Origin of the sequence: Streptomyces sp. NBC_00986 (genome assembly GCF_045162565.1) — a bacterium.
In the GTDB taxonomy this organism is placed as follows: domain Bacteria; phylum Actinomycetota; class Actinomycetes; order Streptomycetales; family Streptomycetaceae; genus Streptomyces.
In genome coordinates, this window is sequence record NZ_CP108733.1 from 7,973,275 (window position 1) to 7,997,916 (window position 24,642).

19 protein-coding genes, 3 tRNA genes and 2 pseudogenes are annotated in these 24,642 nt (G+C 69.6%); 10 read left to right on the top strand and 14 right to left on the bottom strand.

Annotated elements, in window-relative coordinates; genetic code table 11:
- Positions 1-4: 4 nt before the first annotated feature.
- The 3 genes from OG504_RS35670 to OG504_RS35680 all read right to left on the bottom strand — a co-directional run bounded on the left by OG504_RS35670 (position 5) and on the right by OG504_RS35680 (position 3,176).
- Positions 5-298 (bottom strand): hypothetical protein, encoded by a 294-nt coding sequence (locus OG504_RS35670; protein ID WP_405993480.1) that lies wholly within the window; start codon positions 296-298, stop codon positions 5-7.
- A 216-nt stretch (positions 299-514) separates the two neighbouring features.
- Positions 515-1,420, bottom strand: coding sequence for an aminoglycoside phosphotransferase family protein (locus OG504_RS35675; protein ID WP_405993481.1), 906 nt, complete (start codon positions 1,418-1,420; stop codon positions 515-517).
- A 112-nt stretch (positions 1,421-1,532) separates the two neighbouring features.
- Entirely contained in the window at positions 1,533-3,176 is a 1,644-nt protein-coding gene (locus OG504_RS35680) for a M4 family metallopeptidase (RefSeq protein WP_405993482.1), read from the bottom strand.
- 131 nt (positions 3,177-3,307) lie between these two features.
- Between OG504_RS35680 and OG504_RS35685 the strand changes: the two genes are divergently transcribed.
- Positions 3,308-3,736, top strand: a complete 429-nt coding sequence (locus OG504_RS35685) for a gamma-glutamylcyclotransferase family protein (RefSeq protein ID WP_405993483.1) — start codon at positions 3,308-3,310, stop codon at positions 3,734-3,736.
- Positions 3,737-3,770: 34 nt separating this feature from the next.
- On the opposite strand, the gene OG504_RS35690 is transcribed toward OG504_RS35685, so the two are convergent.
- On the bottom strand, positions 3,771-4,457 hold the full coding sequence (locus OG504_RS35690) for a vancomycin high temperature exclusion protein (RefSeq protein WP_405993484.1): 687 nt from the start codon (positions 4,455-4,457) through the stop codon (positions 3,771-3,773).
- Positions 4,458-4,678: 221 nt separating this feature from the next.
- On the opposite strand from OG504_RS35690, the gene OG504_RS35695 reads away from it, so the two are divergent.
- From OG504_RS35695 to OG504_RS35715, 5 genes are all read left to right on the top strand, one after another.
- Positions 4,679-5,458 carry a sirohydrochlorin chelatase gene (locus OG504_RS35695; RefSeq protein WP_405993485.1) on the top strand — a complete coding sequence of 260 codons (780 nt, stop codon included), beginning with the start codon at positions 4,679-4,681 and terminating at the stop codon, positions 5,456-5,458.
- 148 nt (positions 5,459-5,606) lie between these two features.
- Positions 5,607-6,950 carry a deoxyguanosinetriphosphate triphosphohydrolase gene (locus tag OG504_RS35700; protein WP_405993486.1) on the top strand — a complete coding sequence of 448 codons (1,344 nt, stop codon included), beginning with the start codon at positions 5,607-5,609 and terminating at the stop codon, positions 6,948-6,950.
- A 93-nt stretch (positions 6,951-7,043) separates the two neighbouring features.
- Positions 7,044-8,309, top strand: a complete 1,266-nt coding sequence (locus OG504_RS35705) for an NAD(P)/FAD-dependent oxidoreductase (protein ID WP_405993487.1) — start codon at positions 7,044-7,046, stop codon at positions 8,307-8,309.
- Positions 8,310-8,356: 47 nt separating this feature from the next.
- Positions 8,357-10,261, top strand: coding sequence for a DNA primase (gene dnaG / locus OG504_RS35710; RefSeq protein WP_405993488.1), 1,905 nt, complete (start codon positions 8,357-8,359; stop codon positions 10,259-10,261).
- A gap of 81 nt (positions 10,262-10,342) precedes the next feature.
- On the top strand, positions 10,343-11,653 hold the full coding sequence (locus OG504_RS35715; RefSeq protein WP_405993489.1) for an RNA polymerase sigma factor: 1,311 nt from the start codon (positions 10,343-10,345) through the stop codon (positions 11,651-11,653).
- 184 nt (positions 11,654-11,837) lie between these two features.
- Here the strand turns inward: OG504_RS35715 and OG504_RS35720 are convergent, their stop codons facing one another.
- The 4 genes from OG504_RS35720 to OG504_RS35735 form a co-directional block, all read right to left on the bottom strand.
- Positions 11,838-13,766 carry an ABC transporter ATP-binding protein gene (locus OG504_RS35720; protein ID WP_405993490.1) on the bottom strand — a complete coding sequence of 643 codons (1,929 nt, stop codon included), beginning with the start codon at positions 13,764-13,766 and terminating at the stop codon, positions 11,838-11,840.
- Positions 13,766-15,499, bottom strand: coding sequence for an ABC transporter ATP-binding protein (locus OG504_RS35725; RefSeq protein WP_405993491.1), 1,734 nt, complete (start codon positions 15,497-15,499; stop codon positions 13,766-13,768). The genes OG504_RS35720 and OG504_RS35725 overlap by 1 nt, the downstream gene beginning before the upstream one ends.
- 163 nt (positions 15,500-15,662) lie before the next feature.
- Positions 15,663-17,120, bottom strand: a complete 1,458-nt coding sequence (locus tag OG504_RS35730) for an FGGY-family carbohydrate kinase (RefSeq protein ID WP_405993492.1) — start codon at positions 17,118-17,120, stop codon at positions 15,663-15,665.
- Positions 17,121-17,293: 173 nt separating this feature from the next.
- Complete coding sequence (locus OG504_RS35735) at positions 17,294-17,599, bottom strand: YtxH domain-containing protein (protein WP_405993493.1); 306 nt, start codon at positions 17,597-17,599, stop codon at positions 17,294-17,296.
- A gap of 177 nt (positions 17,600-17,776) precedes the next feature.
- Between OG504_RS35735 and OG504_RS35740 the strand changes: the two genes are divergently transcribed.
- The 3 genes from OG504_RS35740 to OG504_RS35750 all read left to right on the top strand — a co-directional run bounded on the left by OG504_RS35740 (position 17,777) and on the right by OG504_RS35750 (position 18,180).
- A tRNA-Asn gene (locus tag OG504_RS35740) sits at positions 17,777-17,849 on the top strand.
- A 6-nt stretch (positions 17,850-17,855) separates the two neighbouring features.
- Positions 17,856-17,928, top strand: a tRNA-Asn gene (locus OG504_RS35745).
- A 178-nt stretch (positions 17,929-18,106) separates the two neighbouring features.
- A tRNA-Ile gene (locus OG504_RS35750) sits at positions 18,107-18,180 on the top strand.
- A 492-nt stretch (positions 18,181-18,672) separates the two neighbouring features.
- Here OG504_RS35750 and OG504_RS35755 read toward each other — a convergent pair.
- Positions 18,673-19,590: pseudogene (locus OG504_RS35755) on the bottom strand (ISAs1 family transposase); the annotation flags it as partial.
- Here OG504_RS35755 and OG504_RS35760 point away from each other — a divergent pair.
- On the top strand, positions 19,555-19,683 hold the full coding sequence (locus OG504_RS35760) for a hypothetical protein (protein WP_263986803.1): 129 nt from the start codon (positions 19,555-19,557) through the stop codon (positions 19,681-19,683). The pseudogene OG504_RS35755 and the gene OG504_RS35760 overlap by 36 nt on opposite strands.
- Positions 19,684-19,778: 95 nt before the next feature.
- Here the strand turns inward: OG504_RS35760 and OG504_RS35765 are convergent.
- The 5 genes and pseudogenes from OG504_RS35765 to OG504_RS35785 all read right to left on the bottom strand — a co-directional run.
- Positions 19,779-19,991 (bottom strand): annotated as a pseudogene (locus OG504_RS35765) (helix-turn-helix transcriptional regulator); the annotation flags it as partial.
- A gap of 287 nt (positions 19,992-20,278) precedes the next feature.
- Positions 20,279-22,291, bottom strand: a complete 2,013-nt coding sequence (locus tag OG504_RS35770; RefSeq protein WP_405996520.1) for an ABC transporter ATP-binding protein — start codon at positions 22,289-22,291, stop codon at positions 20,279-20,281.
- Positions 22,292-22,397: 106 nt separating this feature from the next.
- Positions 22,398-22,544, bottom strand: coding sequence for a hypothetical protein (locus OG504_RS35775; protein WP_405993494.1), 147 nt, complete (start codon positions 22,542-22,544; stop codon positions 22,398-22,400).
- A gap of 99 nt (positions 22,545-22,643) precedes the next feature.
- Positions 22,644-23,846 carry an ABC transporter permease gene (locus OG504_RS35780; RefSeq protein ID WP_405993495.1) on the bottom strand — a complete coding sequence of 401 codons (1,203 nt, stop codon included), beginning with the start codon at positions 23,844-23,846 and terminating at the stop codon, positions 22,644-22,646.
- 80 nt (positions 23,847-23,926) lie between these two features.
- On the bottom strand, positions 23,927-24,634 hold the full coding sequence (locus OG504_RS35785) for an ABC transporter ATP-binding protein (protein ID WP_405996521.1): 708 nt from the start codon (positions 24,632-24,634) through the stop codon (positions 23,927-23,929).
- Positions 24,635-24,642: the final 8 nt, after the last annotated feature.

A 24,642-nucleotide genomic window follows, 5' to 3' on the forward strand; every position in this document is an offset into this window, starting at 1 on the left:
AACGTCAAGTATCCAGGGATTCCGTGAACGGCAAGTACGCCGCCTCAACCCTCCGGGCATCGTTCCGCGGGGTGCCGTCGTAGATGTCGGCGAGGAAGGCGTCCCGCCAGGGGTGGCGCCTGCGTGCACCGGGCGGCCCGATGACGGCCCAGGCCCAGTGCAGCGCCGGCAGCGCGGTCGCGGGGTCCCGTGCCGGCTCGCCCTTGCGGACAGCTCGGACTACGGCCGCGTGTTCGCGCCTGCTCATGGCCTCCCATGTGACGCGGGACTGCTCCCGCACCCACCGCTGATCCGACACGGGGCTCCTTGCCGACGACTTCGACAATCTGACGCCCTGACGAGGGGGCAACAAACGCGGCCGTTCCTGAAGGGGATCGGCCCCTGGATCGGAGCGTTCTTCGAAGCGGTCATATTCACCTCCGTCGCCGGGTGATCGCCGAAGCCGCAGGTGTATTGGAGAAACCCCGCGACGCGCGGCGGAAGCGGCACGCGGCACCAGCGGAATGATCGCGGATCAAGCCCCGAACTCCTCCAGCCCTTCCCGCACAGCCCGATGCCCCACCCCCGCCAACACCGGATTCCGCCCACCCCGGTAGTAGTGCTCCGCCACCAACCCGAAGCACAACGCCCACCCCCGCCCCCGAGCCCACACCTCATCCTCGAACTCGCCTGCCTCGCGGAAGACTTCACGCGTCCCGGCGGAGAACAGAGCCCACGCGGGCAGCGCGTCCGCAGCCGGGTCGCCGACCCCGAGGCAGCCGAAGTCGATGACCGCGGTGAGGCGGCCGGACCCGGTCAGCAGGTTGCCGGGGAGGAGGTCGCCGTGGAGCCAGACGGGGGCGGCATCCCACTGGGGGAGGGAGAGGGTGTGTTCCCAGGCAGCCGTCGCGAGGGCCGGGTCATGGATGCCGTCGGCGCCCAGGTCCTCGATCGCCTTACGGACGTCCGCGTCCTGCGCACCGACCGGCCCACCTCGGAAGGACACGGGTCCGCCCACCGCGTCCACCCGTCGGAGTGCGGTGACGAAACGCCCCAACTCGACTTCCGTATCGGCGAGTTCGGTCGGCGGCGAGTCGTACGCGTTCTCCCCGTCCAGCCAGCCGTACACCCCCCACCGCAGCCCGTACCCCCGCCCCGGATCACCCATCGCCAGCGGCACCGGTACGGACAGCGGCAAGTGCGGTGCCAGGCGCGGCAACCAGCGCTGTTCCGTCTCGATCTGCCGTGCCCCGCCCGGCAGTCGGGGCAGCCGTACGACCATGTCCTCGCCCAGCCGGAACATCGCGTTGTCGGTCCCGGCGGAGGTGACCCGAGTGACGGTCAACTCCGCCCATTCCGGGAACTGTTCGGCGACCAGCCGGCCCACCAGCTCCCCGTCGATGTCGAGTTCGTCGGCGTGCATCTTGGCGTTGGACGACATGGGGCTCCGGGTCTGTGAGGCGGCACCGGAGCCTAGTCAGCGCCGCCCAGCCATCGCCACGGCATTACTCCGTATCAGTTACTCCGCTGAACGGCCGACTCTGAGCCTCAACTCACCCCACACTCACCGCACTCCACGCCGCGCCCACCGCGCCGTACTCCGAACTGCCCACTCCATAAAGGTCCTTGGCCGCGCTGAGCGTCGCAGCCCGCGCCCCCGCGTAGTTCGTCGAGGACGTCATGTAGACCGTCAACGCCCGGTACCAGATCGCCCCGAGCTTGTCCCGGCCGATGCCGCTCACCGAAGTGCCGTTGCACGTGGGCGAGTTGTAGCTGACGCCGTTGATGGTCTTCGCGCCGCTGCCCTCTGCGAGGAGATACGCGAAGTGGTTGGCGACGCCCGACGAGTAGTGCACGTCGAGATTCCCGACCGACGAGCTCCAACAGTCCGCGGAGTTCCCGTCCTTGGACGGCTGGTCCATGAACCGCAGTGCCGCCTTGCCGAATCCCGACCGCACGATCTTCTCGCCGATGAGGTAATCCCCGAGATCCGACGAGTTGTTGGCGTACCACTCCACCAGCGTGCCCATGATGTCCGAGGTCGCTTCATTCAGCCCGCCGGACTCGCCCGAGTACGTCAGCGCGGCGGTCTTGGACGTCACACCGTGCGTCATCTCGTGCCCGGCGACATCCAGCGCGACCAGCGGACCGAGCTGCGTCCCGTCACCGTCGCCGTACGTCATGCAGAAGCAACTGTCGTCCCAGAAGGCGTTGTTGTAGCCGTTGCCGTAGTGGACGCGGTTGTACGAGCCCTTGCCGTCGCCCGCGATGCCGTTCCGGCCGTGGACGTTCTTGTAGTAGTCCCAGGTCTCGTCCGTGCCGTACTGCGCGTCCACCGCCGCCGACGAACGGTCCGAACTCGCCCCCGTGCCCCAGTGGTTGTCGGCGTCCGTGAACACCGTGGACGGGGCGCGGCTGATGCAGATGCCGAGGATGCACAGGTCGGTCTTGTTCGCCGCGTCACCGGTGTAAGTCCCGCCGCGCGTCGCGTCCTTGAGCTGATACGTCGATCCCGACAGCGTCGTCTCCAACGGCACCGTCCCGCTGTACAGCGACTGCCCGTCACCCGTCGCCGTCTCCACGCTGTCCCAGGCGTCGATCTGGGCGCCGGTACGGGCGTCGGTCAGCACCGTGCGCGCGACCGGGTTGCCGAGCGAGTCCTTGGCGACCACGTTCGTCCGCCAGGCGAGCTTCGGGGCGCCGTGCAGGGCGTCAACTATCAGCTGGGGCTTGGCGGTTACCCCCTTCAGTACGTCCCCAAGGTTCGCCGCCCGCAACGCGTTCACCGCCAGGTCCGCCGCCTTCGGAGCGGCCACCTTCGGCGTCACGGACGCCAGGGATATGGAGCTCCGGGTCGCGCGGTCGGCGCTCCGGTAACTGCCGTTCGGGGTCAGATGGACCACGAAGTCACCGCCGAGGACCGGGAGCTGACGGTACGTCCGGTCGTAGCGGACATGCTGGGTGCCGTCCGCGTCGACGATCACGTCGCGAACGGACGTGTCCTCCGCGGCCGTAAGCCCCAGGCCCGCGGCATGGGCCACCAGCGCCGACGCGGCGTTCGCGATCGCGGTGCTCCGGGACGGCCGGTCGGACGCGTGGGCGGTGGGGGCGAGCGTGGCGGCCAACAGGGTCGCGGCGCCGGCGGCGACACCGGCCGTGGCGAGACGGGAACCTCGAATGTGCCGTGTCCGACTCATGGGTCTCCTCAAGAACGCAAGTGGGGGGCGTGGGGGCTGCGTTGATGTTGAATGAGATTTAAAGGGCCCATGACATGTCATGTCCATAGCGCGTGCAAAGACTTCCGGGACCAACGGGACCAAGGAGAGCGATGACGACCCCCTCGAAGTCCCTCCCCTTCTTCGTCTACGGCACCCTCCGCCCCGGCGAGTCCAACCACGACCTCTTCCTGCGCGGCCGCACGGAGTCGGAGGAGCGGGGTCGCCTCCACGGCGCAGCCCTCTACGACGGCCCCGGCTACCCGTACGCCGTCGAGGCCCCAGGCTCCGTGATCGTCGGCGAACTCGTCACCGCCCGCCCCGAGGCCTACCCCCAACTCCTCAGGGAACTGGACCGACTTGAGGACTACGCCCCCGGCGACCCGGCCAACCTCTACGAACGCGTCGAACGCCAGGTGACCCGCGACACCGACGGCACGGCCGTACGCGCCTGGGTGTACCTCGCCGCCCCCACCGTCACCGCCCGCCTCCGCACCCACGGCAAGCTGATCGAGGGCGGCGACTGGCTCAACCGGCGCTGAACCACCGCTTGACGGGCCGCGGTTGGCGCGGGCCTCAGTTGCCGGAGGCCAACGCCCGCGTGATGCCCTTCTCCTTCGGCCCGAGGAAGTGCGGGTCGGGGTGGAACATCAGGTCCAGCGCCGCCTTGCCCGCCGCGAACACCTCGCGGGTGCCGCCGTAGTACCAGGTCGCGTCGTGCGTGTCGTCGACACCGACGCCGTACGAGTCGACACCCGCCGCGTCGCACAGGGCGACCGCCCGCCGGATGTGGAAGTTCTGGCTGATCAGTACGGCCTTGTCGACGCCGAAGATCTTCTTGGCGCGGACGCAGGAGTCCCAGGTGTCGAAACCGGCGTAGTCGGTCACCACGCGTGCGCGTGGCACCCCGTGCTTCGCCAGGTAGACACGCATCGCGTCCGGCTCGTCGTAGTCCTTGCGGCTGTTGTCGCCGGTCACCAGGACGACCTTCACCCGCCCCTCCCGGTACAGCGTCGCCGCCGCGTCCAGCCGGTGCGCGAGATACGGCGACGGCTCGCCGTCCCACAGCCCGGCACCGAACACCACGGCGACATCGGTGCGCGGCGCGTCCTGGAGGGTCCGCAGCCGGTCGGCCGTGGACACCCACAGCCAGGTCGCCGGAAGCAGCGCGACGACACACCCGGCGGCCACCACCTGCACGAACTGTCGCCATCCCGCACGCGTGCGTGGCAGTCGCGGCCGGCGAGGTCTCAGGCGGCGCATCAGACGTATCAACGGGGGCCCCTCCGCGTTCGGTTCCGACAGTCACAGACGCGCCGTGACCCGCTCCGGTTCGCCGCCCGTAGTGTGACCGGCTTCACTGTGAACCCGGAAACGGCAGGTCACATCGCCTCACACACCCCCGCACCCCACCGTGAACCCCCGGAAAAGACCCGTGATTCCAGTGCAACGGGGTGGCAACCTCCCCCTGCCACCATCACTCCATGACGGCGTCGATCCCACCCCACGAGGAGTCCACCCTCGGCACTACGCCCGCCCTCGTCCTGGTGGCCCACGGCAGCCGCGACCCACGAGCCCTGAGCACCGTACAAGCCCTCGCGGACCGAGTGCGCGACCTCCGCCCCGGCCTCCCCGTCCACCTGGGCCACATCGAACTGAACGAGCCCCGCCTCCCGGACACCCTCACCCAACTGGGCCCCGCGGAAGCCGTCTTGGTCCCGCTCCTCCTGACCCGCGGCTACCACGTGAAGCAGGACATCCCCGAACTGGCGGCCAACGCACAGGCACGCACGCGCGTGGCACCCCCTCTGGGCCCACACCCCCTCCTCGTAGAGACCCTCTACGACCGCCTGGTGGAGGCGGGTTGGCGCACAAGGATGGACGACGGAACCCGCAGGGCGAGCGCCGTGGTCCTGGCAGCGGCAGGCTCCCGAGACCCGGACTCAAGGCTCGACACCACCCGCACGGCCCACCTCCTGGCCGCCCGCCTGGGCGTCCCCGTGATCCCGGCCTATGCCTCGGCGGCGACCCCCACGGTCTCCGAGGCGATCCGCACCCTGACGTCCAGAGGCCACCACAGGGTGGCGGTGGCGTCCTGCTTCACGGCTCCGGGCCGCTTCGCAACCCAGTGCGCGGAGCAGGCCTCGTGGATCGCGTCAGCGCCCCTGGGAGCCCACCCCGCGATGGCGAGGCTGGTCCTCCACCGCTACGACCAGACGCTGGAAACAAGGGCGCCCATGGAACCGGAGTTGGTCTCGGTTTGAAAGCCACGGCGGGGCCACCCCCTTAAGGGGCGCGGGGAACTGCGCGACCAGCCCCCACGCACCCGCAGACGCAACCGATCCGCACCCGGCAACCGCATAGGCGCCCCGCAACTCCCGAATTGTCACTACCGCCGCTTACTGTCGAAGCATGGAAGGCACAGCAGGCACCACAGGTACACGCACAGCAGCACCCCACCCCTACGACCCGACGTCAGTCGCCCGCTGGGCAACAGAGCCCGACAAACGCCCCGGCCGCACCGCCTTCCAACGCGACCGCGCCCGAATCCTCCACTCCGCCGCCCTACGACGGCTCGCCGGCAAAACCCAGGTCGTCACCCCAGGAACCCGCAGCCAGGCCTGGGACGCCAGCCCACGCACCCGCCTGACCCACTCCCTGGAGTGCGCCCAGGTAGGCAGGGAACTGGGCGCAGCCCTGGGTTGCGACCCGGACCTGGTGGAAGCGGCCTGCCTCTCCCACGACCTGGGTCACCCCCCCTTCGGCCACAACGGCGAACAGGCACTCAACGAATTCGCCGACGACTGCGGCGGCTTCGAGGGCAACGCACAATCCCTCAGACTCCTCACCCGCATCGAACCGAAGCGCTTCGTAAGAAGCGACACGACAGGCGAGATGGTGAGCGTCGGCCTCAACCTCACCCGCGCCGCCCTGGACGCCGCCACCAAGTACCCCTGGCCGCGCGGAGCGCATCCCACCGACCCCAAGTCCCCGAAGTTCGGTGTCTACGAGGACGACAGGCCCGTCTTCGACTGGGTCCGCAAGGGCGCCCCCGGCACGCGCACGTGCTTCGAGGCCCAGGTCATGGACTGGTCGGACGACGTGGCGTACTCGGTGCACGACGTCGAGGACGGCCTGCACGCGGGCCACATCGACCCCAACTGCCTGCACGCGGAGCCCGAACGGCAGGCGGTCTTCACGGTCGCCATAGGCCGCTACGTGCCCGCGGACACCGACCCCGCCGAACTCGCCGAAGCCCTCGACCGGCTCCAGGACCAGGACTGGTGGCCGCACGGCTACGACGGTTCGGCGGTGGCGCAGGCCCGCCTGAAGGACGCCACCAGCCAGCTCATCGGCCGCTTCTGCCTGGCCGCCGAGTCCGCCACGCGCGCGGCGTACGGCACCGGCCGCCTCACCCGCTACGACGCCGAACTGGTCGTACCGCACGAGGCACGGCTGGAGTGCGCGGTCCTCAAGGCGGTCGCCGACCGGTACGTGATGCAGCGCGCGGAGCAGGAGCGCATCCGCGCCGACGAGCGCATCGTGGTCGCCGAGCTGGCCGAGGTGCTCACGAGTCGCGCCCCCGACGGTCTGGAGCCGCAGTTCCGCGCGCAGTTCGACGAGGCGCCCGACGACCGCGCCCGCAAGCGGGTGATCGTGGATCAGATCGCGTCACTCACAGACGCGTCGGCGCGGTCTCTTCACGCGCATCTCACGTCGCTGGGGCACAGTGACGCGAAACAAGCCCGAATGTGACCCTCCGTGGCCTGATCGGGTCACACCCCCTTCCCGCATCACACTGCGTGCGGGACGCTCGCATATGGCGGCACCCTTACGAGGAGGCATCAAGTGGTCGACGCGGATCAGACGTTCGTCATCATCGGAGGAGGCCTGGCCGGCGCCAAGGCGGCCGAGACGCTCCGAGCGGAGGGCTTCACCGGCCGCGTGATACTGATCTGCGACGAACGCGACCACCCGTACGAGCGCCCGCCGCTGTCCAAGGGCTACCTCCTCGGCAAGGAGGAGCGCGACAGCGTCTTCGTGCACGAACCCGCCTGGTACGCGCAGAACGACATCGAGCTGCACCTCGGCCAGACCGTCGACGCCATCGACCGTACGGCGAAGACGGTCCGCTTCGGGGACGACGGCACCCTGGTCCGCTACGACAAGTTGCTCATCGCCACCGGCTCCGAGCCCCGCCGCCTCGACATCCCGGGCACGGACCTCGCGGGCGTCCACCACCTGCGCCGCCTCTCCCACGCGGAGCGCCTGAAGAACGTGCTGACGTCCCTGGGCCGGGACAACGGCCATCTGGTGATCGCCGGCGGCGGCTGGATCGGCTTGGAGGTCGCGGCGGCGGCCCGGGAGTACGGCGCCGAGGTGACCGTCGTGGAACCGTCCCAGACGCCGCTGCACGGCGTCCTCGGCCCCGAACTCGGCCAGCTCTTCGCCGACCTGCACGCCGAGCACGGCGTGCGGTTCCACTTCGGCGCCCGGCTCACCGAGATCGTCGGCCAGGACGGCATGGTGCTCGCCGCCCGCACCGACGACGGCGAGGAGCACCCCGCGCACGACGTCCTCGCGGCGATCGGCGCGGCCCCGCGCACCGCGCTCGCCGAGGCGGCGGGCCTGGAGCTGGCCGACCGTGCGCACGGCGGCGGCATCGCGGTCGACGAACGGCTGCGCACCTCCGACCCCGACATCTACGCGGCCGGCGACGTGGCCGCCTTCCACCACGCCCTGTTCGACACCCGCCTCCGGGTGGAGCACTGGGCGAACGCCCTCAACGGCGGCCCGGCGGCGGCCCGCGCGATGCTGGGCAAGGACGTCACCTACGACCGCGTGCCCTATTTCTTCTCCGACCAGTACGACTTGGGTATGGAGTACTCCGGCTGGGCGCCCCCGGGCTCCTACGACGAAGTGGTGATCCGGGGAGACGCGGGCAAGCGGGAGTTCATCGCCTTCTGGCTGCAGGAGGGCCGCGTGCTGGCCGGGATGAATGTGAATGTGTGGGACGTCACAGAGCCCATCCAGCAGCTCATCCGCTCCCGGGCACAGGTGGACACCGAGGCCCTTGCGGACCCACACGTTCCACTGGACAGCCTGGGCGTCTGAACCGTCTCGTCGTCACTGGTGTCAGTCGGGCCCCGTAGAATTCACGCGTGGCAGGACGGATCAACGACGAGGACGTGAAGGCGGTTCGGGACGCGGTCCCGATCGACGCCGTGGTGTCCGAGTACCTCCAGCTGCGGAACGCGGGCGGCGGCAACCTCAAGGGTCTCTGCCCGTTCCACGACGAGAAGTCGCCGTCCTTCCAGGTCAGCCCCAGCAAGGGTCTCTTCCACTGCTTCGGCTGCCAGGAGGGCGGCGACACCATCACGTTCGTGATGAAGGTCGACCACCTCACGTTCTCCGAGTCGGTCGAGCGCCTCGCCGCCCAGGCCGGCATCACGCTGCGGTACGAGGAGGGCGGGTACAACCCCGCCCACCAGCGCGGCGAGCGCATCCGCCTGGTCGAGGCCCACAAGGTCGCCGCCGACTACTACGTGGAGCAGCTCGCCGTCAGCCCCGAGGCGGACGCCGGCCGCAAGTTCCTCGCCGAGCGCGGCTTCGACCAGTCCGCCGCCGAGCACTTCTCCGTCGGCTACAGCCCGCAGGGCTGGGACCACCTCACCCGCTTCCTCCGCGGCAAGGGCTTCACCGACAAGGAGATCCTCCTCTCCGGCCTCGCCCAGGAGGGCCGCCGCGGCCCCATCGACCGCTTCCGCGGCCGCCTGATGTGGCCGATCCGCGACATCGGCGGCGAGGTCGTCGGCTTCGGCGCGAGAAAGCTCTACGAGTCGGACAACGGCCCGAAGTACCTCAACACGCCCGACACCGCGATCTACAAGAAGTCGCAGGTCCTCTACGGCATCGACCTCGCCAAGAAGGACATCGCCAAGTCCAGCCGCGCGGTCGTCGTCGAGGGCTACACGGACGTCATGGCCTGCCACCTGGCAGGGGTGACGACGGCGATCGCCACCTGCGGCACGGCCTTCGGCACCGACCACATCAAGATCCTCCGCAGGCTCCTGATGGACAACGGCAGCGCGCGCGTGATCTTCACCTTCGACGGCGACGCGGCCGGCCAGAAGGCGGCCCTGCGCGCCTTCGAGGACGACCAGAAGTTCGCCGCCGAGACGTACATCGCGATCGCCCCGGACAACATGGACCCCTGCGAGCTGCGCCTCGCCAAGGGCGACGAGGCGGTCGCCGACCTGGTCCAACCCCGCACCCCGCTCTTCGAGTTCGCGCTCCGCCAGATCGTCGTCCGCTACGACCTCGACACCCCCGCGGGCCGCGCCTCCGCCCTGGACGAGGCCGCCCCGATCGTCGCCCGCATCAAGAACAGCGGCGCGCAGCACGAGGTCGCCGTCCAGCTCGCCGGCATGCTCGGCATCCTCGACACCCAGTTCGTGGTCAAGCGCGTTGCCCAGCTGGCCCGTTGGGCCCGCGACCGCGGCGGCAAGGGCCCGGCACCGGCGAGGGGCGCCGCGCAGCAGCAGTACGACACCACGGCCCGCCCTCCCACAGGCGGCCCGGCCCTCACCCTGCGCAACCCGGTCTTCGCCACCGAGCGCGAACTCCTCAAACTCGCCCTCCAGCGCCCCGACTTGGTCTCCCCGGCCTTCGACGCGTACGGCGTCGACGAGTTCACCGCCCCGCCCTACGCCGCCGTACGCGAGGCGATCATCGAGGCGGGCGGCGCCGAGTACGGCCTCCAGGACGCCCAGGATTACCTGGTCCGGGTCCGCGAGGCGGCACCGGACGACGCGGTCCGCGCGATGGTCACCGAGCTGGCCGTCGAGGCGATCATGCGCCGCACGGTCGACGAGAACTACGCGGGCGAGCAGCTCGTCACCGTCCGCCGAAGAGCCGTGGTGCGCCGCATCGGCGACATCCAGGGCACGCTCACCCGCCTCGGCAGCCACGGGGACTCCGCCGAACTGGCCGCCGTACAGAACGAGTTGTGGGTACTTCAGCAGTACGACCAGGCACTCCAGGTGCACGGCGCCACAGCGCTCTGAGCACGTAGTCACGGAACGGACTCAAAAAGTCACCGCACGCCCCTCGTGGCGGCGATGTGTCGTACTCCACACTGGGTTCCGGTGCCTGAGTCCTCGGAGCGCGGCCGATCCGTCCCCAGCGGGTCCTTCACCCCCGCGGTTCCGCTCATCGAGTACGGGACGGACAGCGGCGAGGCCGTCGTCTCCGCCCCTGAAGTACCGCTGCCGTACCCCCTGGCAGCGATCATCCTGGAGGTCGCCCCCGTGCAGACCCAGACCCTCGACCAGACCGAGACCAGCACGACGGACGGCGCGGAAGCGGAAGCGGAGACCGATGTCCTCGCGACCGTCCCCCCGCAGAGCCGTGCCGCGCACCACCCCGAGACCGCGGACCCGGAGAGCCCGCCCGAGCTCGAAGAACCGGCGGCCGAAGCGGTGGAGACCGCCGAGGCCCCCGAGCCCGACGTACGGACCCGCAGCCGGGTCGCCGCCGACAACGGCGCGCCCTCCTCGGACCTGTTCCGCCAGTACCTGCGCGAGATCGGCCGCATTCCGCTGCTCACCGCGGCCGAGGAGGTCGACCTCGCGCGCCGCGTCGAGGCCGGCCTGTTCGCCGAGGAGAAGCTCGGCGGCGCCACCGATCTGGACAGCCAACTCGCCCTCGACCTGGACAAGTTGGTCGTCATGGGCCGGATGGCCAAGCGCCGCCTGATCGAGGCGAACCTGCGCCTGGTGGTCTCCGTCGCCAAGCGGTACGTCGGGCGCGGGCTGACCATGCTCGACCTCGTCCAGGAGGGAAACCTCGGCCTGATCAGGGCAGTTGAGAAATTCGACTACGCCCGCGGGTACAAGTTCTCGACGTACGCGACCTGGTGGATCCGCCAGGCCATGTCCCGCGCCCTCGCCGACCAGGCCCGCACGATTCGCGTCCCGGTGCATGTCGTCGAGCTGATCAACCGGGTCGTCCGCGTCCAACGCCGGATGCTCCAGGAGCGCGGCTACGAGCCGACGCCGGAAGAGGTGGCCGACCACCTCGACCTCGCGCCCGAGCGCGTCAGCGAAGTGCTCCGCCTTGCCCAGGAGCCGGTTTCGCTGCACGCGCCGGTGGGGGAGGAGGATGACGTTGCCCTCGGCGATCTGATCGAGGACGGGGACGCCACCAGCCCCGTGGAGTCGGCCGCGTTTATCCTCCTCAGGCAGCACCTGGAAGCGGTGCTGTCGACGCTGGGGGAGCGTGAGCGCAAGGTCGTACAGCTCAGGTATGGGCTTGCGGATGGGCGTCCGCGCACGCTGGAGGAGATCGGCCGCATCTTTGGCGTGACCCGGGAACGGATACGGCAGATCGAGTCGAAGACGCTCAACAAGCTGCGGGATCACGCGTTTGCGGATCAGCTGAGGGGCTATCTGGATTGATGCCGTGTGCGGGCCCGGTGGGGGCTGGTCGCGCCCACGCGGCGGTAGCCGCAAATCAGATACAGCCCCGCGCCCCCAAAGGCACCTCGGCTGGCGTCTTTTCAGGGGCGCGGGGAACCGCGCGACCAGCCACGACGGGCCGTCACACACACGACGACCCCTCGTGGCACTCACCGCAGCGCAGCTAGTCGACCTCCGCCACCGCCTGCGCGAACTGCGCCTTGTACAGCCGCGCATACGCCCCGTCCGCCGCCAACAGCTGCGCGTGCCCGCCCTGTTCGACGATGGAGCCGTTCTCCATGACGAGGATCGTGTCCGCGTCCCGGATCGTGGAGAGCCGGTGCGCGATCACGAACGACGTACGCCCGTGGGCGAGTTTGGCCATCGCCTTCTGGATCAACACCTCCGTACGGGTGTCGACCGAGGACGTCGCCTCGTCCAGGACCAGGATCGTCGGGTCGGACAGGAATGCCCGCGCGATGGTGATGAGCTGCTTCTCACCGGCGCTGACGCCCGTACCCTCGTCGTCGATCACCGTGTCGTAGCCGTCGGGCAGCGTACGGACGAACCGGTCGGCGTGCGCCGCCCGCGCCGCCTCCTCGATCTCGCCCCGGGTGACCTCGCGAGAGGCCCCGTACGCGATGTTCTCGGCGATCGAGCCACCGAACAGCCACGTGTCCTGGAGCACCATGCCGATCCCGGACCGGAGTTCGTCCCGGGACATCCGCGCGATGTCGACGCCGTCGAGGGTGATGCGCCCGCCGGAGACCTCGTAGAACCGCATGAGGAGGTTGACGAGGGTGGTCTTGCCGGCGCCGGTCGGGCCGACGATCGCGACCGTGTGGCCCGGTGCCACCGTCAGCGAGAGGTCCTCGATGAGCGGCTTGTCGGGGTCGTAGCGGAAGGAGACGTGCTCCAGGGCGACGAGGCCACGCAGTTCGGCGGGGCGTTCGCTCGGCATGGGGTCCGGTGCCTGCTCCTCGGCGTCGAGGAGTTCGAAGATCCGCTCGGCGGAGGCGACGCCGGACTGCACCAGGTTCGCCATCGACGCGACCTGCGTCAGCGGCATGGAGAACTGGCGCGAGTACTGCACGAAGGCCTGCACGTCACCGATGGACAGTGAGCCGGACGCCACCCGCAGGCCGCCGACCACCGCCACCAGCACGTAGTTGAGGTTCGACACGAACATCATCAGCGGCTGCATGACACCGCTGTTGAACTGCGCCTTGAAGCCCGCCTCGTACAGCGCGTCGTTCTGCTCGGCGAACAGCTGCGCCGACTCGTCCTGGCGGCCGAACACCTTCACCAGGGTGTGCCCGGTGTACATCTCCTCGACGTGCGCGTTGAGCTTGCCCGTCGAGCGCCACTGCTGCACGAAGTGCGGCTGCGAGCGCTTGCCGATGCGGGTGGCGACGAGGAACGACAGCGGCACGGTCACCAGCGCGACCAGGGCCAGCAGCCATGACACCCAGAACATCATCGCGAGGACGCCGATGATCGTGAGCAGCGAGTTGATGAGCTGGCCCATCGACTGCTGGAGGGTCTGCCCGATGTTGTCGATGTCGTTGGTCGCGCGAGACAGCACCTCACCGCGCTGGCGCTTGTCGAAGTACGACAGGGGGAGGCGCGACATCTTCGTCTGCACGCTCTCGCGCAGCCGGAACATGGTCCGGTTGACCGCCCGGTTGACCATCCGGGTCGCCACCGCCATCAGCAGCCCGGCCACCAGGAACGTGCCCAGCGCGAGCAGCAGCACATGACCCACCGAGGTGAAGTCGATGCCCTTGCCCGGCGTGAAGTCCGTGCTCTTGAGCATGTCCGCGACCGAACCCTGGCCGCGGTCGCGCATCGCCTGGAGGGCCTGCGCCTTGGTCGTCCCGGCCGGCATCTGCCGCCCGATGATCCCGGCGAAGACCAGGTCGGTCGCGTTGCCGAGGATCTTCGGCCCGACCACGTTCAGCCCGACGCTCACCACCACGCACATCAGCAGGATGCCGATGGTCAGCCGCTCCGGCCTGAACTGGCCGATCAGCCGCTTGCCGGACACCTTGAAGTCCATCGAACGGGCGTCGGGGCCCGTCCCGGCCATCATCCGCCCCATGGGCCCGGCCATCAGGCAGCCTCCGCTTCCGTCAGCTGGGAGAGAACGATCTCCCGGTACGTCTCGTTGTCCGCCATCAGTTCGTGATGACGCCCCGTCCCCACAACCCGTCCCTCGTCGAGTACGACGATCCGGTCCGCGTCCCTGATCGTCGCCACCCGCTGGGCCACGATCACCACGGTCGCCTCGGCGGTCTCCTGCGAGAGCGCCGCCCGCAGCGCCGCGTCGGTCGCGTAGTCGAGGGCGGAGAAGGAGTCGTCGAAGAGGTAGATCTCCGGCTGCTGGACCAGCGTGCGCGCGATCGCGAGCCGCTGCCGCTGACCGCCGGAGACGTTCGTGCCGCCCTGTGCGATGGGGGAGTCGAGGCCGTTCTCCAGCCCCTCGACGAAGCCCTTGGCCTGCGCCACCTCCAGCGCGTGCCACAACTCCTCGTCGGTCGCGTCGGGATTGCCGTAGCGAAGGTTGGTCGCGACCGTGCCTGCGAAGAGGTACGGCTTCTGCGGGACCAGGCCGACCGTCTTGGCCAGCAGCACCGGGTCGATGGTCGACACGTCGACACCGTCGACGAGGACCTCGCCGTCGGTCGCGTCAACCAGGCGCGGGACCAGACTCAGAAGGGTGGACTTTCCGCTGCCGGTCGAGCCGATCACGGCCGTCGTCTCGCCCGGGCGGGCCACCAGGTCGATGGACTTCAGTACGGGTTCCTCGGCGCCCGGGTAGCAGAACCCGACCCCGCGGACCTCGAGGTGCCCGTGCCGGCGCAGTTCGGTGACGGGCGCGAGCGGCGGCACGACACTGGACTCCGTGTCGAGGACCTCCTCGATGCGCTCGGCACAGACCTCCGCGCGCGGCACCATCATGAACATGAAGGTGGCCATCATCACGGACATCACGATCTGCATCAGATAGGCGAGGAACGCGGTCAGATCACCGATCTGCATCCCGCCGCTGGCGATCCGGTGCGCGCCGAACCACACGACGGCGATCGACGACAGGTTCACCGTGGTCATGACCACCGGGAACATCAGCGCGAGCAGGTTGCCGGTCTTCAGCTGCATCTCGGTGAGATCGCTGTTGGCCTTCCGGAACCGGTCCTTCTCGTACTCGTCCCGGACGAAGGCGCGGATCACGCGGTTGCCGGTGATCTGCTCGCGCAGCACCCGGTTCACCGCGTCGAGCCGCACCTGCATGGCCCGGAACAGCGGCCGCAGCCGCCGCACGATGATCGTCACGCAGATAGTCAGCGTCGGCACCACCGCGATCAGCACCCCGGACAGCGGCACGTCCAGACCGAGCGCCAGGATGATCCCGCCGACGCACATGATCGGCGCCGACACCAGCAGGGTGAACGTCATCAGGGTCAGCATCTGGACCTGCTGGACGTCGTTGGTCGTCCGGGTGATCAGCGAGGGCGCGCCGAACTGACCCACCTCGCGGGCCGAGAACGACTGCACCCGGTCGAAGATGGCACCCCGGATGTCCCGGCCGACGGCCGCCGCGGTGCGCGCGCCGTAGTAGACGGCACCCGTGTTGCACACGACCTGGACCAGCGAGATCCCGATCATCAGGGCGCCGAACGACAGGATGTAACCGGTGTCCCCCTTCACCACGCCGTTGTCGATGATGTGGGCGTTCAGGGTGGGCAGGTAGAGGGTGGCGCAGGTCTGCAGGAACTGCAGCAGCACCAGCAGAAGGATGGGTTTCCTGTAGGGCCTGAGATAGGTCCGCAGAAGTCGTATGAGCACGCTGGGTCTCTCGGAGTCGGCGGGTGGAGGGCGGGCGGTGTGCCCCTCGCCCCTATCGTCGGACACTCCACCCGCGTTACCTCAACCGATTAAGCCAACAGCAGTGCGCTACGGCCCCTTATGCACCCTTGAGTGCCTTATTCAGGCCGACGACTGTGCGCACCTACGAGCGGAACGCGCCCGGATGGGTCTGTTCCCGTACGGACACGTACTGCTGCCGCACGGCCTGTCCTACGGCCAACTCGTCACCGGGCTCGAAGACCTGGGCGACCGGTCCCTGCCAGGGCGGCGGGTTGCGCGGGTCGAGGGTGCCCTGCGAGACCCCGAGCGCCCACGCGGCCTGCCGGGCGGCGCCGAGCGCGGCGTAGTCGGCGGGCTGCGGTACGACGATCTGGGTCCCGAAGAGCGCGGGCGCAGCGGCCTGCACGGCGGGCAGCTCGGCGGCCGACCCGAGCAGGAAGAGCCGTCGTACGGCCACACCGCGTCCGCGCAGCACGTCCAGCGCGTCGGCGAGCCCGCACAGCATGCCCTCGAAGGCGGCCCGCGCCAGATGCTCCGCCTTCATCGACTCCCGCCGCAGCCCGGCCAACGTCCCGGCGGTGTGCGGCAGATTGGGCGTCCGCTCACCTTCCAGATACGGCAGGAACACGAGCCCGTGCGCCCCGGGCGTCGACTTCATCGCCAGCTCGGACAGACTCTCCAGATCGGGCAGCCCGAGCAGCTCGGCGGCGCCGCGCAGGGTCCGTACGGCGTTGAGTGTGGTGACGACCGGCAGGTGCATCCCGGTCGCGTCGGCCAGCGAGGTGATCATCCCGCTCTGGTCGACGAGCGCCTCGTGGTGCACGGCCATCACGGACCCGGAGGCCCCGAGCGACACGACCGCGTCCCCGAACCCGATCCCGAGCCCGAATGCGGCGGCCATGGTCTCGCCGGTACCGGCGGAGATCAGCAGGCCCTCCGGGGTCGTACCGGCCGCGTCCGAGGGACCGATCACCTCGGGGAGCATGGCCTGGTGGCCGAGGGCGAGTTCGACGAGATCGGGCCGGTAGCCACCGCTGGCGGCGGACCAGTACCCGGTCCCGGAGGCTCCGCCCCGGTCGGTCGTCCTCCGCACGGGCCGCCCGAGAAGCTGCCACACGAGCCAGTCATGAGCCTGCAGCAGCGCAGCGGTACGCCGTGCGTTGTCGGGCTCGGTCCTGTTCAGCCAGCGGAGCTTGGTGACGGGCTGCGCGGCCTGCGGTACGGAACCCACCGCCTGCGCCCACGCCTCACGCCCGCCGAGCGCGTCGATGAGGTCGGCCGCCGCGACCTGCGCCCGCTTGTCACCGCCGACCATCGCGGGCCGCACGGTGTTGCCCTGCGAGTCCACCGGTACGAGCGCGTTCTGCTGCGCTGACACACCGATGGCCTGCACACCCTCGAGCAGCCCTCCGCCGGCCGCCTCGCCCAGCGACAGCAGCCAGGCCTGTGGATCGACATCGGAGGGCCGCCCGCCGCCCTCGGTCTCGGTTTCGACCGGATGCGGCGCGTATCCCTGCCTGAGCACGGACCCCGTGTCCGTGTCGCAGACGACGATACGAGTGAAATCGGGCGAACTGTCCAACCCGGCGACTATCCCCATGGCGGAAATTCTGCCGCATCACTCCGCTGGGTTTGGCCGTGAAGCCGTAGGGGTGTGTGTCGCGGGGCGGGTGCGGGTCCGTTGTGGCTGGTCGCGCCACGCGGCGGAGCCGCAAATGAACACAGCCCCGCACCCCTCAGGGCGCGCACTCGCCCTCCTGGTGACATACGCCGTTACGTATTGCTTGTCCCCCAGTCGTCCCCAGCTGTGCCGTTGGCGTTGCGGTCGCGGAGCGAGCGGACCCGGTCCGCGACGGAGTCGGGGACGCGGTCGCCGACCTTCTCGCTGACCGCGTGGTACGCCTTGCCCGCGTACTGGCGGCCCTGCTGCGCCGCCGTCTCGGCGGTGTTGCGGACGGCGGGGTTCTGCGCGACCTGGCGTGCCGACTTCTTCAGCTGCTCGTAGCGCTCGCGTCCGGCCCGCGTGCCCAGCACGTAACCCAGAGCCAGTCCGACGACGAACGTGAGCTTGTAGCGCATGACGGCCATCCTTCCCTTGCGTAGGTTCCCTTGCGTGGGCTCCGGGGCTCCGGCGCGGCATCGGTACCGGGGAACCGATTGGCGGAGCACCCCCCTGCTTGCGCTAATGTATGTGTCGCAGCGAGCACACGCCCCCTGGCGAATACCCAGGGAGGTACGTTCGATGCAACGAGGCATTCCCCTGTAGCTCAATTGGCAGAGCAGCCGGCTGTTAACCGGCAGGTTACTGGTTCGAGTCCAGTCGGGGGAGCTTCGGTCTTCCGTAGCTCAATTGGCAGAGCAGCCGGCTGTTAACCGGCAGGTTACTGGTTCGAGTCCAGTCGGGAGAGCGCAGTGAGGAAGCAGTGATGAGGACCCCGTTGGGGTCCTTTTTCATGTCCCCCGGAACCGCTCGCGGCAGGCCGCAGTCCTCATGGTCGTGCGAAGTCGACCATCCGAAGCAGGAGATCGTATGAGCGGCTATGCTGCGGCAGACGGCGCGTACAAATGTGCGCGACGCGCCGTAATGGGGCGGTAGCTCAGCCGGTTAGAGCAGCGGACTCATAATCCGTCGGCCGTGGGTTCGAGTCCCACCCGCCCCACCTGTGCAGGTCCCTGACCTGCGGAAACGTTTGTTTTTGGGTGTCGGAGCGTCAGCTTTGCCTGAACGGACTGAATCCGCTGCTCGTGAGTTCGTGCCACGTTGGCCTGCGTAGGTTGATGTCCTTCTGACCTGCGTGGATGTGCATCAACCGAGTGGTGTTCTGCCTGGCTTCCCTGCGACTGGGCATGAATTGAGGCCGTCCTGAGGCCGGAGGTACTTGCGAAGTACGCCGGATGCGTTGTCCGGCGAGTCGTCTACCGGTGGATCAAGGCGTTTCGTGTGACGGCCGGGGCCAGGGCTTCGGCGTAGTCGGCGGGCGTCTGTTTCGTGATCACTTGAGGCCGAGCGGGGCGAGCGGGCGGTCCGCGTTGTGGGCGTTGTGGCGCAGGGCTGCGGCGATGTTGGTCGCGTCGGCCGGCCGCAAGGCGCCGATGGCGAGGTTGCGCCAGGTGGCCATCGCCCGGGGCGCGTTGCCGGTTCGCAGCTGTGGGGCGTCTTCGGCGAACGTGGTGTCTCTGACGTGGTGCAGGGCCTCGATCTGCCAGTGATCACGGATCAGGGTCGCCGGCTGGGCGGGGTTGGCTTGCTCAGCGGTGAGGCTGGTGACGGCGGAAACGGTCTTGACGGTGGTCCTGCCGGTCTTACGGTCGGTGCGACGGCGCTTGATCGGCACGGCCTGCCGGGCTCCGGGGAAGAGCAGGCTGTTGACCGTGACCACCTTGATCCGTCGGATCTGCGAGCGTCCGTGGCCGATGCCCCGCACGCGGCCCTGCAGAGGGATCTCTGTCCACGGAAGGGATCTGAGCTGCTTGCGGGGCTTCTTCTGGTTGCCCTTGACGATCACGCTGCAGTGGCCTTCACGGCCGAGAAGGCAGTCGGCGTGCTCGCGTTGGGCGTGCACGGCGTCGCTGGTGACGACCACCCCGACCAGGTCGGCCATGGTCTCCAGCAGCGGCTTGAAGCAGGTGATCTCGTTCGTCTTCTCGCCGACGTCCAGCTGGGCCAGGACCAGGCCGGTGGTGTGCTCCAGGGCGGTGAGCAGGTGGATCTTGCGGCCCTTCGCTTTGGCCGCTACGCGAAGGCTCTTGCCGTCGACCGTCAGGCCGCGCAGCCGGCCCTGGGTTCGGTTGCGGCGGCCGGCGAGCCGGCGGCCGACCTCGAGGTCCAGTGCGGCGCCGTCAATCCGGGCCGGCAGTCGTCGGACCGTCGTTTCCGCAGGCAAGGACCGTTTGGGGAACAGGGGGTCGAGCCGCACGCCGACGTGTTCCAGTACGTGGGGTGGAGCGTCGGTGATCCATCTGCCGACCGCCGACAGCGACGTTGCCCCCGCCAGCACCGCGCACGCGGCCAGGGCAAGGACGCCCACCAGAGCGTGGCGCACTCCACGGGGATCACGCGGATCGGGCACCTGGGCGAGGCGGCCCAGCAGTCCGGGCACTTCTTCCGGCGCGGCCTCTGGATGCTCGCGGAGTTGGTCAAGGGCAGGCGGGATCAGCGATGATGCTTCGGCAGGCACGGTCTTCCAGGCAGGTCACGGGGCGTCGAGAACTCCATGATCTTGGAAGCCGTGCCTGTTCCGCTCTACCTGGCGGACCGTCATGAACCGGATACCCGGCGACTACGCCGAAGCCCTGGCACGGGGCCCACCGCCCGAGGGCGCTGCCGTGAGTCGTCCTGGGGCTGTGTCTCCCGGAAGCGGGCGGCGAGTTCGCTGCGGGAGCGGATGCCGAGCTTCGCGTAGATGTGGGTCAGGTGGTATTGGACGGTCTTGACGGAGATGAACATGTCGAGGGCGGTCTGCTGGTAGGTGGCTCCTCGGACGGTGTTCTACCGGCAGGCAGCGGTGTGGCTGACCGAAGAGGAGTTCGCGGTACGGGGCGGGGAGATCGAGGCCGCGGTCCTCGCCCGGGTCGACCGCGCCAGGGATGGCGGCCGCATTCGTCGTGTCATCAGCCTCGTCGTCGTACCGGACGGACCCAGTCAAGATCAAGCAGGGACAACAGGCCACGGCCCGACGGGGTGACGGCCTTCAACGGCGCCCCGCAGCACTGGAAATCGACCGCGATCGGCCACCGAACGCCCACGGACGGAAAGGGCTACCGCGACTCCGTGAGCTGCCCGGTGCTGTTGTCCTGCGAGCGGTGGAGGTAGGTGTATGTGCCGCCGTGGGCCATCAGCTCGTGGTGGGTGCCGGCTTCGACGAGGCGACCGTGGTCCAGTACGAGGATACGGTCGGCGGCCCGGGCGAGGTTCAGATCGTGAGTGATCATGATAGTGGTACGGCCCCGCATCAGGCGGCGCAGCGGTTCGACGACCCGGCGTGCGGTCGGCGCGTCCAGGCCGGTGGTGGGCTCGTCGAGGACGAGTACCGGCGCGTCGCGGAGCATCGCGCGGGCGATGGCGATGCGTTGGAGCTGGCCGCCGGAGAGTTCCGCGGTGTGCGGGTCGATCGGCGTGCCGTAGCCGTCGGGGAGGGCGGCGATGAACTCATGCGCGTCGGCGTCGCGGGCGGCCTGGACGACGTCGGTGTCGGAGGCGCCCGGCCGGCCGCAGGCGATGTTCTCGTGGATGGAGTCGTGCAGGATGATCGTCTCCTGAGGCAGCAGGGCGACGTTTTCCCGCAGGAACTCCACCGGCAGCCGGGCCAGGGGGACCCCGTCCAGCCGGACCAGCCCGGCAGCCGGGTCGTAGAAGCGCAGCAGCAGCTTGGAGACGGTGGACTTGCCGGCCCCGCTCGCGCCGGTGACCAGTACCAGCTCGCCGGGCCGGGCCGTGAACGACAGTGCGCTGAGGGAGTCCTTGGCAGCTCCGGGATAGCGGAAGCCGACCTGGTGGAACTCGATCTCGCCGCGCACCCGGCGCAGCTCGACCGCGCTGCCGGGTGCCGGGTCGGTGACGGCGGCCCGGGCGTCGAGGATCTCCAGCAGCCGCTCGGCGCCGGCGGTGGCGGCGGTCAGGGTCAGGCCGAGCTGGCCGAGGGAGCGGATCGGCGGATACAGGTAGCCCAGGAAAGCGGCGAAGGCCAGCAGTTGACCGATGGTCATCCGGCCCTTGGAGATCTCCCAGGCGCCGAGCCCGATCACGATGAGCACGCAGAGCGTCTCGACGACCTCGACGAGCTGTTCGTAGAGCTCGCTGAGGCGGGCGCCGGTCACCGAGGCGCGCATCCAGGCGCGGGCCTCGCGGCGCAGCCGCTTCTCCTCGGCCCGACCTCGGTTGTAGGCCTGGGTCAGGACGATGTGGCCGAGTGACTCCTCGACCACCGAGGTGATCGCACCGTCGGCGACCCGCTCCTGCCGGGCGACGATCTTGATGCGACCGGAGAACCGCTTGGCGGCCAGCCAGAACAGCGGGGCCAGCGTGAAGGTGGCCAGCGCGAGATCCCAGCGCAGATAGAGCGCGGCGGCGGAGAAGAGCACCGTGCTGAAGACGGCTGAGACGGTACCGACCGCACCGGAGACCACCATCTGCTCGATCGACTCGACGTCCCCGGTGAGACGCTCGACCAGATCGCCGGTGCGGTGACGGCTGAAGAAGTCGGGCGGGAGGGTCTGAACGTGGGCGAAGACCTTCTCCCGCAGCCGCATCACAAAGCGTTCGGCGGTCCAGACCGCGAGCGAGTTGCCGATGTAACCGACGAACGCGCCGAGCAGCGCCGCGGCGAACCACATGCCGGCTGGGGCCCAGAACGCGGAGAGCGAACCGGCCTGGAGCGCGTTGTCGGTCAGTTCGCTGAACAGCAGGATCGACGCTGTCTCGGCGAGGGCTGCAAGCACCACACAGACGCAGATCAGCACCAGCCAGGCGCGGTCCCCCTTGGTCAGCGGCCAGAAACGGCTGACCGCCTGGCGGACCGGGACGCCGGCGTGGACCGCCGGCTCCGCCCGGGGCTGTTCCTGATCCGGAACGGTCTCGTAGGCGCTGCCGTGGCCGACCCTGTCGTGCGCGGTCCCGTCACGGTCGGCCCCACCGTGGTCGGCGCTGTCCATGACGGGGCGCCGGTGACGGCCGTGCACACGGTTGCGCGAGGAGCCGACGCGCCGCCCGGTCGACCGGGCGGGCTCCGGTTCGACCACGCGGAACTGCATGGTCGGCTGGTCTCCGAGCATGGTCAACGTTCTTCCCTCGTTCCATTTCGCTGCCTGCGGAATCCGCGCAACCACCAAGGGCGGGCCCCGGCGCAATGCCGAAGGCCCGCTCTCCGGTGTCAATTCATCAGCCGCCGATGGGGCGACGGCGAGCGGCCTGCAGCATGCGGGCCCGGGCGGCCGCCCGCTGCTTACGCTCCAGGACGGCGTTCCGCCGCGCCTGCGCCGCGCGCCTGGCAGCCGCCGCGGGGGTGATGATCCTGCTGATAGCCATGGAAATTCTCCTCATTCTTTTCTTTTTCTCGAACTGAACACGGAATTTCTTTTTCTGCCTCGGCCATTCGGCTTTGACAAACTTGGGGAGGGTGCCGGTCTAGGAAGGTGCCCGGAGCGCGTCCACCGGTTCCATCCGGGCGGCGCGCAGCGACGGGTAGAGACCGGCGAGCAGGCCGACAAGGGCTCCGGCGAGCGGGGCGCCGAGGGCGAGGTTCAGGTCCAGGACCGGAGTCCACTCCTTGAAGACGGCGACACACACCACGACGGCGATGCCCAGGGCCGCGCCGACGATGCCGCCGAGCAGGCCGATCGTCGTCGACTCAAGGAGGAACTGGCCGGCCACCTGCCGTCGCGAGGCGCCCAGCGCGCGCCGCAGCCCGATTTCGCCGACCCTTTCCATCACCGTCACCAGGGTGACGTTGGCGATGCCGATCGCGCCCACTACCAGCGAGACCAGGCCGAGGACGAGGAAAAGGCCGTTGACGTCGTTCTGGACACCGTTTCGAGCCTTGGACAGGTCGGCCGGCGCCGCCACGGCGAGGGAGTTCCGCTGCCCGGGGGCCAGGGCGATCGGGGCCTGGCGCGCCACCTGCCGGGCCGCGCCGAGCGCGGTGTTGATGAGTACCTGGGTGACGCCCTCCAGGCCGAGGCGGTCCGCCGCGGTGGTGGGCGGGAGCATCACCGCAGTGGACAGGCGCTGCTCGCGCCTGATGCCGCCGAGGATGCCGATGACGGTGTACGACTGGCCCTGGAAGAAGATCGCCGGGGAGTCCTCCACCCGCTTGATGCCGAGCAGCCGTGCCGCTTGGTCGCCGAGGACCGCCACCTGGGCGTGCCGGGCGATGTCGCCGGCGTCGTAGAACCGTCCCGAAGTCATCGCACCGCGTACCCCGGCCGGCAGGCCTGCCGAGGCGGCCACCACGGCCAGGGTCTGGCCGGAGACGTCGCCGGGCGCCTTCACGTCGTTGGACCGCACCTGGACGCTGTTGGTCAGCGGGGAGTCGGCGAGGGCGGCGGTCGAGTCCACGCCGGCCAGCCGCCGGACGGCGTCGGTCCCCGACCAGTCCACCAGCGGCTCGTCGTCCGAACCGGCCGCCACAGGCGGCACGGTCACGGTCACCGAGGTCGCGCTGAGCGCGTCGAACCGGCCGACGATCTGGTTGCCGGCCGTGGAGGCCACCCCGATGGTGATCACCAGCGTGGTGATGCCGAGCACGGTGCCGAGTGTGGTCAGGGCGGACCGTACGGGGCGGGCCATGACGCCCGCGAGAGCTTCCGTCCACAGGTCCCGGGGGTCCATCCAGGGGCGTTCGATGCGGGTCCCGGCTGGTGTCGCCTTCGCCCTCGTCCCCGCCCTCGTCAGCCCCCTCGTCGCGAGTTTCACTCGGTCTCCAGGGTGAGGCGGCCGTCGGTGATGCGGACACGCTGGCCCGCGCGGCGGCTGACGGTCTCGTCGTGGGTGATGAGCACCAGGGTCATGCCCTGGGCGCACAGGTCGTCGAAGAGTTCCAGCACGGAGAGGGTGTTCTCGCTGTCCAGGTTGCCGGTCGGTTCGTCACAGAGCAGCAGCGCGGGATCGCTGATCAACGCCCGTGCGATGGCGACGCGTTGGCGTTCGCCGCCGGAGAGCCGGTCGGGCCTGAAGCCGGACCGGTGCCCGAGCCCGACCCGGTCCAGCGCCTCCCGGGCGCGGGCCAGACGGGTACCGCGGCCGAGCCCCGGGCGTGGCCTGCGGTACGCCTCGGCCAACATGACGTTCTCGTCGATGGTGCGGTACGGCAGGAGGTGGAAGGACTGGAACACGAACCCGATACGACTGCCGCGCAGCGCGGTGCGTTCGAGGTCGCCGAGCCCGGTGGTCTCGACGCCGTCGAGCCGGTAGGTACCGGAGGTGGGACGGTCGAGCAGGCCCAGCGTGTTGAGCAGCGTCGACTTCCCCGAGCCGGAAGGGCCGACGATCGAGAGGTGCTCGCCGCGCCGGACGGTCAGGTTCACACCGCGCAGCGCGTGTACCGGGGGCTCGGAGTCGAAGGTCCGCTCCACACCGGTGAGTTCGATGACGGCGGTCGCATCGGAGACGACGGGGATGGGGACGG

Excerpts from the sequence above, each read along its gene's own strand:
- OG504_RS35675 (WP_405993481.1), bottom strand. The coding sequence starts at position 1,420 with ATGTCGTCCAACGCCAAGATGCACGCCGACGAACTCGACATCGACGGG.
- OG504_RS35695 (WP_405993485.1), top strand. The coding sequence starts at position 4,679 with ATGACGGCGTCGATCCCACCCCACGAGGAGTCCACCCTCGGCACTACG.
- OG504_RS35770 (WP_405996520.1), bottom strand. The coding sequence starts at position 22,291 with ATGCTCGGAGACCAGCCGACCATGCAGTTCCGCGTGGTCGAACCGGAG.
- OG504_RS35680 (WP_405993482.1), bottom strand. The coding sequence starts at position 3,176 with ATGAGTCGGACACGGCACATTCGAGGTTCCCGTCTCGCCACGGCCGGT.
- OG504_RS35700 (WP_405993486.1), top strand. The coding sequence starts at position 5,607 with ATGGAAGGCACAGCAGGCACCACAGGTACACGCACAGCAGCACCCCAC.
- OG504_RS35735 (WP_405993493.1), bottom strand. The coding sequence starts at position 17,599 with ATGCGCTACAAGCTCACGTTCGTCGTCGGACTGGCTCTGGGTTACGTG.
- OG504_RS35685 (WP_405993483.1), top strand. The coding sequence starts at position 3,308 with ATGACGACCCCCTCGAAGTCCCTCCCCTTCTTCGTCTACGGCACCCTC.
- OG504_RS35775 (WP_405993494.1), bottom strand. The coding sequence starts at position 22,544 with ATGGCTATCAGCAGGATCATCACCCCCGCGGCGGCTGCCAGGCGCGCG.
- OG504_RS35690 (WP_405993484.1), bottom strand. The coding sequence starts at position 4,457 with ATGCGCCGCCTGAGACCTCGCCGGCCGCGACTGCCACGCACGCGTGCG.
- OG504_RS35780 (WP_405993495.1), bottom strand. The coding sequence starts at position 23,846 with ATGGACCCCCGGGACCTGTGGACGGAAGCTCTCGCGGGCGTCATGGCC.
- OG504_RS35720 (WP_405993490.1), bottom strand. The coding sequence starts at position 13,766 with ATGGCCGGGCCCATGGGGCGGATGATGGCCGGGACGGGCCCCGACGCC.
- OG504_RS35730 (WP_405993492.1), bottom strand. The coding sequence starts at position 17,120 with ATGGGGATAGTCGCCGGGTTGGACAGTTCGCCCGATTTCACTCGTATC.